At 65.2% G+C, this 10,886-nt stretch carries 9 protein-coding genes; 7 read left to right on the forward strand and 2 right to left on the reverse strand.

What is annotated here, in order from left to right; genetic code table 11:
• Window positions 1-45 precede the first annotated feature (45 nt).
• Together X741_RS141560 and X741_RS141555 are read left to right on the forward strand one after the other, a co-directional pair.
• Window positions 46-846 (forward strand): ParA family protein, encoded by an 801-nt coding sequence (locus X741_RS141560; RefSeq protein ID WP_031250453.1) that lies wholly within the window; start codon window positions 46-48, stop codon window positions 844-846.
• 80 nt (window positions 847-926) lie between these two features.
• A complete protein-coding gene (locus tag X741_RS141555) occupies window positions 927-1,814 on the forward strand; it encodes a ParB/RepB/Spo0J family partition protein (protein ID WP_023780003.1) in 888 nt (295 codons plus the stop codon).
• 251 nt (window positions 1,815-2,065) lie between these two features.
• Here the strand turns inward: X741_RS141555 and holA are convergent, their stop codons facing one another.
• Window positions 2,066-3,112 (reverse strand): DNA polymerase III subunit delta, encoded by a 1,047-nt coding sequence (gene holA / locus X741_RS141550; RefSeq protein ID WP_023780004.1) that lies wholly within the window; start codon window positions 3,110-3,112, stop codon window positions 2,066-2,068.
• A gap of 459 nt (window positions 3,113-3,571) precedes the next feature.
• Between holA and X741_RS141545 the strand changes: the two genes are divergently transcribed.
• The 4 genes from X741_RS141545 (at window position 3,572) to lpdA (ending at window position 8,797) form a co-directional block, all read left to right on the forward strand.
• Window positions 3,572-4,804, forward strand: a complete 1,233-nt coding sequence (locus tag X741_RS141545; protein ID WP_013892142.1) for a 3-methyl-2-oxobutanoate dehydrogenase (2-methylpropanoyl-transferring) subunit alpha — start codon at window positions 3,572-3,574, stop codon at window positions 4,802-4,804.
• Window positions 4,805-4,808: 4 nt separating this feature from the next.
• On the forward strand, window positions 4,809-5,822 hold the full coding sequence (locus tag X741_RS141540; protein ID WP_023780006.1) for an alpha-ketoacid dehydrogenase subunit beta: 1,014 nt from the start codon (window positions 4,809-4,811) through the stop codon (window positions 5,820-5,822).
• A 1-nt stretch (window position 5,823) separates the two neighbouring features.
• The gene (locus X741_RS141535) at window positions 5,824-7,149 is read left to right on the forward strand and encodes a dihydrolipoamide acetyltransferase family protein (RefSeq protein WP_023780007.1); all 1,326 of its coding nucleotides are present in this window, start codon (window positions 5,824-5,826) and stop codon (window positions 7,147-7,149) included.
• Window positions 7,150-7,405: 256 nt separating this feature from the next.
• The gene (gene lpdA / locus X741_RS141530; protein ID WP_031250455.1) at window positions 7,406-8,797 is read left to right on the forward strand and encodes a dihydrolipoyl dehydrogenase; all 1,392 of its coding nucleotides are present in this window, start codon (window positions 7,406-7,408) and stop codon (window positions 8,795-8,797) included.
• 174 nt (window positions 8,798-8,971) lie between these two features.
• Here lpdA and X741_RS141525 read toward each other — a convergent pair whose 3' ends face one another.
• Window positions 8,972-10,075, reverse strand: coding sequence for a saccharopine dehydrogenase family protein (locus X741_RS141525; RefSeq protein ID WP_023780009.1), 1,104 nt, complete (start codon window positions 10,073-10,075; stop codon window positions 8,972-8,974).
• A gap of 123 nt (window positions 10,076-10,198) precedes the next feature.
• Between X741_RS141525 and X741_RS141520 the strand changes: the two genes are divergently transcribed.
• Window positions 10,199-10,627, forward strand: coding sequence for an Lrp/AsnC family transcriptional regulator (locus tag X741_RS141520; protein ID WP_023769017.1), 429 nt, complete (start codon window positions 10,199-10,201; stop codon window positions 10,625-10,627).
• The last annotated feature ends 259 nt before the right edge of the window (window positions 10,628-10,886 follow it).

Here is a 10,886-nt window from a genome sequence, read left to right on the forward strand (position 1 = left end):
GTCGAGCCATTGGCGACCCGAAAAATGAATTTCTGGCATAAATCCATGATGAAGAACGGCCCCCGAATCATCACCGTAGCCAACCAGAAGGGCGGTGTCGGCAAGACCACCACCGCAATCAACCTCGCCACAGCACTGGCGGCGATCGGCGAAAAGGTGCTGATCGTCGACCTCGATCCGCAAGGCAACGCCAGCACCGGCCTCGGCATCGACCGCAAGGACCGGACCGTGTCGTCCTATGACGTGCTGACCGGCGAGCTGGAGCTGGAAGAAGCGGCAATCCCGACCGCGGTGCCAGGCCTGTCGATCGTGCCGTCGACGCTCGACCTGCTCGGCATCGAAATGGAGATCGCTTCGGCGCCCGACCGTGTGCTCAAATTGCGCAACGCGTTGCGCGCAGCGACCGAGCGCGGGGCGCCGTTCGGCTATGTGCTGATCGATTGCCCGCCTTCGCTCAACCTTTTGACTTTGAATTCAATGGCCGCGGCCGATTCTGTTCTCGTGCCGCTGCAATGCGAGTTTTTCGCGCTCGAAGGCCTCAGCCAGTTGCTGGAAACCGTCGAGCAGGTCCGCCGCTCGATCAATCCGGAGCTCACCATTCAGGGTATCGTGCTGACCATGTATGACGGCCGCAACAATCTCGCCAACCAGGTGGTGCAGGACGTGCGGCAGCATATGGGCGACAAGGTCTACGAGACCATCATTCCGCGCAATGTGCGGGTGTCCGAGGCGCCGTCCTACGGCAAGCCGGCGATCCTTTACGATTTGAAGTGCTCCGGCAGCCAGGCCTATCTGCAACTGGCCTCGGAAGTGATCCGCCGCGAGCGCAAATTGCGTGCCGCTTGATTAGACCGGATGCAGGATCAACAGCCGATTCGATACCGAAACGATCTTGAGACCTTGAATAAAGAAGACTTGGAATAAAAATGAGCGAAGACCTTTCGAGAAAGAGACTGGGCCGTGGGCTGGCAGCACTGATCGGCGAAATCGACCGGCCGGTGGCACCCGAAAAACCCGGCATGAGCGCCGACGGCAAGGTGCCGATCGAGTTCATCAGCCCGAACCCGAAAAATCCGCGCCGGCATTTTGGCGATGCCGAGCTGACCGATCTCGCCCAGTCGATACGCGAACATGGCGTGGTGCAGCCGGTGGTGGCGCGGCCGTCGCCGACGCAGGCTGGCCGCTACGAGATCATCGCCGGCGAGCGGCGCTGGCGGGCGGCTCAGCGCGCCGGTCTGACCGAGCTCCCGGTCATCATCCGCGAGGTCAACGACCGCACCGCGCTCGAGCTGGCGATCATCGAGAACGTCCAGCGCGCCGACCTCAACGCGGTCGAGGAAGCGCAGGGCTATCAGCAACTGATCGACGAGCATGGCTACACCCAGGCCGACCTCGGCAATGTCATCGGCAAGAGCCGCAGCCACGTCGCCAACACGCTGCGGCTGTTGAAGCTGCCGGATGTGATCCGCGACATGCTGGTCGACGGCGCGCTGTCGGCGGGCCATGCCCGCACCCTGGTCACCGCGGAGGATCCGGCCGGTCTCGCCAAGCGTATCGTCGAGGAAGGCCTTTCGGTGCGCCAGGCCGAGGCGCTGGCGCAGATGCCGGCTGGCCCCGCCCCGGCCAAGCCGAAGCAGCCGCAGGGCGCGCCGGAAAAGGACACCGACACGCTGGCGCTGGAAAAGCTGATGACCGACACACTCGGCATGATCGTGGCCATCGATCACAAGGGCAAGGGCGGCGAGTTAAGGGTCTCGTATCGGTCGCTGGAGCAGCTCGACGAGCTGTGCCGGCGGTTGAAGCAGGAACGGTAGTTAGCCGGCGAATTACCTTCGGGATTCGGCGTGGGCTGGCGTTGCCAGCCCTTCTCTTTTTCAGCGTCGATGATTGGCGAAATCGGCGAGGCTGCCAATCTCCCTCGTTGAGGGGGAGATGGCCGGCAGGCCAGAGGGGGGTCGTCTCCATCAAGCGCCGGCGTCCTGCTGAAGGGGAAGAAGAGGTCGGCGTCCGGTCGTGCCGACCCCCTCTGTCGCCTTCGGCGACATCTCCCCCTCGAGGGGGGAGATTAGCCGCGTTGCCCCAGCCTCGCGCTCTCCACCGCAATCCCCAGCAACGCCTGTCTTGCCAGCGCCACCGACAAATCCGGCCGCCGCCGCGTCTGCAATACTGCCGTCTGCAGCCGAGTTAGTGCACGGCCAAGCGCGTCGCTGCTCCAGCGCTCCAGCGCCTTCTCGACCAGCTTGCGTCGCGAGAAGAAAACCGGAGGGCGGGCGCCGGCGACGACCGAGGCCGCGTTGCGGCCGCCCTGTTCCATCTGGCCGCGCATCACCTGGATCTGCTGCAGCTGGCGCATGGCCGAGGACAGCACCAGGAAAGGTGGCCCGCCGGACTGGCAGTGACGGGTGAAGGCGGTGTCGAAGTCGCCGACCTTGCCTTCGAGCAGCGCGTCGACCGCGTCGTCGAACGAGGCGCCCGACACGTCGCCGGACATGGCGCGGACCTCTTCGAGCCCGATTTCCTTCTGGCCATGGGCGTAAAGAATAAGCTTCTCGATCTCGCCGCGCGAGGCCAGCCGGTCGCCGCCGAGATTGCGGCGCAGCGCCTGCCTCGCCTCCAGCGTCATCGACATGCCGGCCTTGCGCAACTCGTCATCGATGACCGTATCGATGTCGCGCGCCTCATCGGCGTAGCAGGGCAACGCCATGGCAATGTCGGCGGCCTCGACCACGGCGCGCAGCCCGACGCCTTTCTTCAGATCGCCGGCCTCGATGAGGATGATCGCGTCACGCGCGGGCTCCGCCGCCAGCGCCTTGACATCGTCGGCCAGCGCCTTCTGGCCGCTGGCGTTGCGAACCCAGAGCAGGCGGCGGTCGGAAAACATCGGCACGGTGCGGGCCTCGTCGAGCAGCCGGCCCTCGTCGCGATCGACCTCCGAACCCTCGAGCCGGACCACCGAGAAGGGATCGTCGAGCGGCAGGCCGGTCTTTGCGGCAAAGGCCTTCGCGCGCTCGGAGACGAGGCCGCGATCGGGGCCGTAAAGCAGGACGATGGAGATGCGCGCGTCAGGCTTCGCGAGCCACGAATCGACCTCGAACGCTTTCTTCTGTGCCATGGAGGGTGGGTTAGCATGATGCGGGGACCGAGTGAACGGCCTTCGGTGCGGCCGCTCCTTTCCTTCTCCCCTTGCGGGAGAAGGTGGATCGGCGCGCAGCGCCGAGACGGATGAGGGGTGTTCCAGCGAAGTGAGGCGTTGGCGTTCCCTGGAGCACCCCTCATCCGTCGCCTTCGGCGACACCTTCTCCCGCAAGCAAGGGGAGAAGGGGAGACCGCGCGAGCTTGCCAGCCAATCGCCTTATCTTCCGACAAACCCCGCCCAAGCTTGCGCCAAATTGCGCACCGCCGCCCAACATCGACAAGAAATTTCGCGGACATATCTACATCTTGTGCGCGGGAGGCTGGATCGGCCGGCGTGGCCGGTGCGATGCGCGAGGCCTGCCCAAGCGAATTCGCACTGGTCTGGCGGCGCGGATGTGCAAATATCGGCACCAGGCAACATTGGAGGACAAAGGTCATGACCGATGCTGGGATGTTGCGGTTCCATGTTCCCGAGCCGGAAGTGCGGCCGGGCGGCACGCCTGATTTCTCCAATGTGACCATTGCATCGGCCGGTTCGGTGCCGCGTCCCGATATCGACGTCGATCCGCGCAGCATCCGCGACATGGCCTTCTCGATCATCCGCGTGCTGAACCGCGATGGCGAAGCGGTCGGGCCGTGGGCCGGGCTGCTCACCGACGAGGAGCTGCTGGAGGGCCTGCGTCACATGATGACGCTCAGGACCTTCGACGCCCGCATGCAGATGGCGCAGCGGCAGGGCAAGACCTCCTTCTACATGCAGCATCTCGGCGAAGAGGCGGTGAGCTGCGCCTTCCGCAAGGCGCTATCGCCGGGCGATATGAACTTCCCGACCTATCGGCAGGCCGGCCTGCTCATCGCCGACGGCTATCCGATGGTCACGATGATGAACCAGATCTATTCCAACGAGGCCGATCCGCTGAAGGGCCGGCAATTGCCGATCATGTATTCCTCGAAGGAGCACGGCTTCTTCTCGATCTCCGGCAATCTGGCGACGCAGTATATCCAGGCGGTCGGCTGGGCGATGGCTTCGGCGATCTCGAACGATTCCAAGATCGCCGCCGCCTGGATCGGCGACGGCTCGACGGCGGAGTCCGACTTCCACTCCGCACTGGTGTTCGCCTCCACCTACAAGGCGCCGGTCGTGCTCAATGTGGTCAACAACCAGTGGGCGATCTCGACCTTCCAGGGCATTGCGCGCGGCGGCTCGGGCACCTTTGCCGCACGCGGCCTCGGCTTCGGTATCCCGTCGCTGCGCGTCGACGGCAACGACTATCTCGCCGTCCATGCCGTGGCCAAATGGGCGGCGGAGCGCGCGCGCGGCAATCTTGGGCCGACGCTGGTCGAATATGTCACCTACCGCGCCGGAGCCCATTCGAGCTCGGACGATCCTTCCGCCTATAGGCCGAAGACCGAATCCGACGCGTGGCCGCTCGGCGACCCGATCATGCGGCTGAAGAACCACCTGATCCGGCTCGGCGTCTGGTCGGACGAACGGCACGCGCAGGCAGAGGCGGAAATCCTCGACACGGTGATCGCGGCGCAGAAGGAGGCCGAAAGCCACGGCACGCTGCATGCCGGCGGCAAGCCGTCGACGCGTGACATGTTCGAAGGGCTCTACGCCGAAATGCCGCCGCATCTCCGGCGCCAGCGCCAGCAGGCGGGGGTCTGAAGTCATGCCAAGGCGGACCATGATCGAGGCGATCCGTGATGCCATGGATGTGTCGATGGGGCGCGACGACAAGGTCGTCGTGTTCGGCGAGGACGTCGGCTTCTTCGGCGGCGTCTTCCGGTGTACGCAGGGCCTGCAGGCCAAATACGGCAAGAGCCGCTGCTTCGACGCGCCAATCAACGAATCCGGCATTGTCGGCTCGGCCATCGGCATGGCCGCGTATGGGCTGAAGCCATGCGTGGAAATACAGTTTGCCGACTACATGTATCCGGCTTACGACCAGCTGACCCAGGAAGCTGCCAGACTGCGCTATCGCTCGAATGGCGACTTCACCTGCCCGATCGTGGTGCGCATGCCGACCGGCGGCGGCATTTTCGGCGGCCAGACGCATAGCCAGAGCCCGGAAGCGCTGTTCACCCATGTGTCCGGCCTGAAGACGGTGGTGCCGTCCAATCCATATGATGCCAAGGGGCTGCTGATCGCGGCGATCGAGGATCCCGATCCGGTGATCTTCCTCGAGCCGAAGCGGCTCTACAACGGTCCCTTCGACGGCCATCACGACCGGCCGGTGACGCCGTGGTCGAAGCATGAACTCGGCGAGGTCGCCGACGGCCACTACACCGTGCCACTCGGCAAGGCGGCGATCCGCAGGGCGGGCTCGGCGGTCACCGTGCTCGCTTACGGCACCATGGTCTATGTCGCGCAGGCGGCGGCCGAGGAGACCGGCATCGATGCCGAAATCATGGACCTGAGGACGCTCTTGCCGCTCGACCTCGACACGATCGTGGCCTCGGTCAAGAAGACCGGGCGCTGCGTCATCGTGCATGAAGCGACGCTGACCTCCGGCTTCGGCGCCGAGCTGTCGGCGCTGGTGCAGGAAAACTGCTTCTATCATCTGGAAGCGCCGGTGGCCCGCGTCGCCGGTTGGGACACGCCCTATCCGCATGCGCAGGAGTGGGACTATTTCCCTGGACCGGCGCGGGTCGGCCGCGCTCTACTTGAAACGATGGGAGCTTAGGATGGGCGAACACATCATCAAGCTGCCCGATGTCGGCGAGGGCGTCGCCGAGGCCGAACTTGTCGAATGGCACGTCAAGGTCGGTGACATCGTGCGCGAGGACACCGTGCTCGCCGCCGTCATGACCGACAAGGCGACGGTCGAGATTCCGTCGCCCGTCGATGGCGAGATCGTGTGGCTGGGCGCCGAGATCGGCGACACGGTGGCGATCGGTTCGCCGATCGTGCGGCTGCAAGTGGCAGGCGAGGGGAACGTAAAGCCGCAGGGCGGCGCCAACGCCGAGGCGGTGGCCGCCGAGCCTCCGGCGAAGCTTCCGACGCCGAACCCCGAGAGCGCGGCGCCGACCACGAAAGCTCAGCCGAAGGCCAGTGTGCCGGAGGCGAAACCCGCCGCGGCCGCTTCGAAAAGTTCAGCAAAGATATCCGTCTCCGGCGCGCCGCGTCCGGAGGGTGAAAAGCCGTTGGCATCGCCAGCTGTTCGCCTGCGCGCGAAAGAGGCCGGCATCGATCTCAGGCAGGTCGCGGGAACAGGCCCGGCCGGCCGCATCGGCCATGAGGACATCGAGGCGTTCCTGACGCGCGGGCCGCAGGTCGCCAAGGCATCTGGCCTTGCGCGCAACGACGCGGTCGAGGACATCAAGGTGGTCGGCTTGCGGCGCAAGATCGCCGAGAAGATGTCGCTGTCCAAGGCGCGCATCCCGCACATCACCTATGTCGAGGAGATCGACGTCACCGCATTGGAGGAATTGCGCGCCGCGCTCAACAAGGAGAAGCGCGCGGGCAAGGCTGAGCGGCCCAAGCTGACGCTGCTGCCGTTCCTGATGCGGGCGATGGTCAAGGCGATATCGGAGCAGCCCCAGCTCAATTCGCTGTTCGACGACGAGGCCGGCATCATCCACCAGCATGGCGGCATCCATATCGGCATCGCCGCGCAGACGCCGTCGGGCCTGGTGGTGCCGGTGGTCAAACATGCCGAGGCGCGCGACATCTGGGACTGCGGCGCCGAGGTCGTCAGGCTGGCCGAAGCGGCCAAGTCGGGTACTGCGAGCCGCGACGAGCTGTCCGGCTCGACCATCACCATCACCTCATTGGGCGCCATGGGCGGTGTCGCGACGACGCCGGTCATCAACCACCCGGAAGTGGCGATCATCGGCGTCAACAAGATGATGGTGCGGCCGGTGTGGGACGGCACCCAGTTCATCCCGCGCAAGATGATGAACCTGTCGTCGAGCTTCGACCATCGGGTGATCGACGGCTGGGACGCGGCGGTGTTCATCCAGCGGATAAAGGCGCTGCTGGAAACGCCGGCGCTGATCTTTGTGGATTGAGGGGGATGGGGTTGATTGCGAAGCACGAAGCGTCGGGATCCAGGCTCCCCCTTCTCCCCTTGTGGGAGAAGGTGGCGCCGAAGGCGACGGATGACGGGTGTTCCAGGGAACGCAGACGTCTCATTCCGCTGAAACACCAACGCCTCACTCCGCTGGAGCACCCCTCATCCGTCTCGGCGCTAAAGCGCCGATCCACCTTCTCCCACAAGGGGAGAAGGGAAGGCGCGCCGTGGCGTTCGCCGAAAGGACAGCCAAGATGAAAGAAATCTCCTGCAAGCTGCTTGTCATCGGCGCCGGTCCGGGCGGTTATGTCTGCGCTATCCGCGCCGGGCAGCTTGGCGTCGATACGGTGATCGTCGAGGCCGGCAAGCCGGGCGGCACCTGTCTCAATGTCGGCTGTATTCCGTCGAAGGCGTTGATCCATGCGGCGGAAGAGTTCGAGAAGGTTGCGCACATGGCCGGCGGCAAGAGCCCGCTCGGCATTTCGGTCGCCGCACCTACGCTTGACCTCGGCAAAACCGTCGCCTGGAAGGACGGCATCGTCAGCCGGCTCAACAGCGGCGTTGCCGGCCTGCTCAAGAAGGCCGGCGTGAAGACCGTGCATGGCTGGGCGACATTCCGTGACGGCAAGACCGTCGCGGTCGAGACCGAGACCGGCGTACAGGTTATCCGCGCCGAGGCGATCGTCATTGCGACGGGCTCAGCGCCGGTCGAATTGCCGTTCCTGCCTTTCGGCGGACCGGTGATTTCATCGACCGAAGCGCTGGCTTTGAGCGAGGTACCGAAGAAGCTCGCGGTGGTCGGCGGCGGATATATCGGGCTGGAACTCGGCATGGCCTTTGCCAAGATGGGCACGGCCGTGACCGTGGTCGAGGCCTTGCCGCGCGTGCTGGCGCAGTATGATGCCGAACTCACCCGGCCTGTCGTGAAACGGCTCGCCCAGCTCGGCGTCGAAGTGATGCTGGGCGCCAAGGCCAAGGGCGTCAAAGGCGATGCGCTGCTGGTGGAGACCGCGGACGGCAAGAGCGCCAAAATTGCCGCCGACAAGATCCTGGTGACGGTCGGCCGCAAGCCGGTGACCGAAGGCTGGGGGCTCGACCAGATCGACCTCGACATGGCCGGGAAATTCATCCGCATCGACGGCCAGTGCCGCAGCTCGATGCGCGGCATCTTCGCCATTGGCGACGTCACCGGCGAGCCGATGCTGGCGCACCGGGCGATGGCGCAAGGCGAAATGGTCGCCGAGATCGTCGCCGGCCACAAACGCAGCTGGGACAAGCGCTCGATCCCCGCCGTCTGTTTTACCGATCCCGAGCTGGTGACGGCGGGCCTGTCACCGGAAGAGGCGAAGGCGCTCGGCGGCGAGCTCAAGACCGGCCTGTTTCCGTTCGCCGCCAATGGGCGGGCGATGACGAAGATGGGCGAGGATGGGTTCGTTCGCGTCGTCGCGCGCGCCGACAATCATCTGGTGCTCGGCATCCAGGCGGTCGGGCAAGGCGTGTCGGAACTGTCGGCGGCTTTTGGGCTGGCGCTGGAGATGGGCGCGCGGCTGGAGGACATCGCCGGCACGATCCATGCCCATCCGACGCAGGGTGAGGGATTCCAGGAAGCGGCGCTCAAGGCGCTAGGGCACGCGCTGCATATTTGAGGGCGGTGTTTTTTCCCTCCTCCCCTTGTGGGAGAAGGTGTCGCCGAAGGCGACGGATGAGGGGTGCTCCAGCGGAGTGAGACGTGGAGTTTCCCTGGAGCACCCCTCATCCGTCTCGGCGCTGCGCGCCGATCCACCTTCCCCCGCAAGGGGGGAAGGAAGAGATGCGCCACCTCAGCTCGCTAGCCGGCTCACCATCTCGTGCTGGGCGTAGGCGCGGCCGAAGCGGTTGGCTAGAAATGCGTCCAACGCGATGTCTTCCTGCTTGACGAAGCCGGTTGCCGGCAGGCTGCCATCGGCCAGCATGTCGAGCACGGCGCAGATGCCGGATGCGGTGGTGATCTGGATGGCGCTGCGCACCACGCTGCCGACGCGCTTCGAATAGATCTTGTTGGCGTAGGTTTCCTGCAGCAGGCGACCGTTCTTGCGGCCGGAGACGGTGACGAAGACGATCACCACGTCCTGCAGCGTCGCCGGCAGGGCGCTCTCGAAAATGTCCTTCAGCACCTCGCGGCGGTGGCGGAGCCCAAGGTCGTTGAGCAGCGCCTTCATGATCGCGGCGTGGCCGGGATAGCGGATGGTGCGGTAGTTCAGCGTGCGCACCTTGCCCTTCAGCGTCTCGGCCAGCGTGCCGAGCCCGCCCGAGGTGTTGAACGCCTCGTAGGTGACGCCGTCGAGCGAGAACTCCTCGCGCTCCTCCAGCGGCGGCACTTCCACCAGCTCGCCCTCGACGATCGCCTCGCACGGCTCGCAATATTCGTTGATGACGCCGTCGGTGCTCCAGGTCAGATTGTAGTTCAGCGCGTTGGACGGGTATTGCGGCAGCGCGCCGACGCGCATGCGCACGCTTTCCAGCGTGTCGAAGCGGCTGGCGAGATCGTTGGCGACGATCGAGATGAAGCCCGGCGCCAGGCCGCATTGGGGAATGAAGGCGCTCTTGCCCGAGCGCGCCAGCTCCTTGACGCGGCGGGTCGAGACGACGTCCTCGGTCAGGTCGAGATAGTGCACGCCGGCGCTGGCCGCCGCTTCGGCGATCCGCGTGGTGAGATGGAAGGGTGCCGCGCTCAGCACCGCGAACTTGCCGGCGAGCGCTGCTTCGAGCGTGCCTATTGCGGCGATGTCGAGTTCGAGCGTCTCGACGCCATCGGGCACTTCGGCCGCGGCGAGCTGCGCCGCCGAGCGGTCGACGAGCGTGACGTGGTAGTCGCCCGTAGCGGCAAGCATCTCGGCAATGGTCGAGCCGATCTTGCCGGCGCCGACGACAATGATTTTCTTCATGACTGATCCCTCGAACCAAAGCTGATTGTGGGAATAGAATCGCAGCTTGCCTGTCGAAAGGAAGCGTGGAATCTGGCAGAGTGAAACCTATCTTTAGCTGAATTGCCGAAGGGATTCGTCGAAATGCTCAGTGAAGCCGAACAAGCCCTGCTTTCCCTGCTGCGTGCCAACGCACGCGCCTCGACCGCCGAACTGGCGCGCCAGCTCGGCGTATCGCGCACCACGGTACAGAGCCGGATCGAGCGGCTGGAGCAGCGCGGCATCATCGCCGGCTACGGCGTCAAGCTCTCCGCCGACTATGAGCAGGGGCTGGTCAAGGCGCATGTGCTGCTCACCGTGACGCCGAAGCTCGCCGACAAGGTGGTGCGGGCCCTGCAGGCACTGCCGCCGGTCAGGACGCTGCATTCCGTCAGCGGCAATTTCGACATGATCGTCATCGTCGACGCGCCGTCGATCCGCGACCTCGACGCCTTGCTCGACCAGATCGGCGCCATGGACGGCGTCGAGCGGACCTCGTCGTCGATCATTCTGTCGACGCGGATAGAGCGGTGAGTGTTGAGGCCCCGGTCCGAATGCCGGCAGGACAGTGAAGCTGCCATCTCCCCCTTGCGGGGGAGATGGCCGGCAGGCCAGAGGGGGGGTGACGGAACGCCGGCCTCGCCCGGTTTAATGACGTGATCCAGACATCGACAGGTTGGCGGGACAGCACCCCCCTCTGCCTTGCCAGGCATCTCCCCCGCAAGGGGGTGTTTGGACCGGGGACATCGCGAACAGGTGTGCGAGGACATCGCGAACAGTTTGGCGTGCTTTG

The organism is Mesorhizobium sp. LNHC221B00, assembly GCF_000502935.1.
In the GTDB taxonomy this organism is placed as follows: Bacteria; Pseudomonadota; Alphaproteobacteria; order Rhizobiales; family Rhizobiaceae; genus Mesorhizobium; species Mesorhizobium opportunistum.

Excerpts from the sequence above, each read along its gene's own strand:
- X741_RS141520 (WP_023769017.1), top strand. The coding sequence starts at position 10,199 with ATGCTCAGTGAAGCCGAACAAGCCCTGCTTTCCCTGCTGCGTGCCAAC.
- X741_RS141560 (WP_031250453.1), top strand. The coding sequence starts at position 46 with ATGATGAAGAACGGCCCCCGAATCATCACCGTAGCCAACCAGAAGGGC.
- X741_RS141540 (WP_023780006.1), top strand. The coding sequence starts at position 4,809 with ATGCCAAGGCGGACCATGATCGAGGCGATCCGTGATGCCATGGATGTG.
- X741_RS141545 (WP_013892142.1), top strand. The coding sequence starts at position 3,572 with ATGACCGATGCTGGGATGTTGCGGTTCCATGTTCCCGAGCCGGAAGTG.
- X741_RS141525 (WP_023780009.1), bottom strand. The coding sequence starts at position 10,075 with ATGAAGAAAATCATTGTCGTCGGCGCCGGCAAGATCGGCTCGACCATT.
- X741_RS141535 (WP_023780007.1), top strand. The coding sequence starts at position 5,824 with ATGGGCGAACACATCATCAAGCTGCCCGATGTCGGCGAGGGCGTCGCC.
- lpdA (WP_031250455.1), top strand. The coding sequence starts at position 7,406 with ATGAAAGAAATCTCCTGCAAGCTGCTTGTCATCGGCGCCGGTCCGGGC.
- X741_RS141555 (WP_023780003.1), top strand. The coding sequence starts at position 927 with ATGAGCGAAGACCTTTCGAGAAAGAGACTGGGCCGTGGGCTGGCAGCA.
- holA (WP_023780004.1), bottom strand. The coding sequence starts at position 3,112 with ATGGCACAGAAGAAAGCGTTCGAGGTCGATTCGTGGCTCGCGAAGCCT.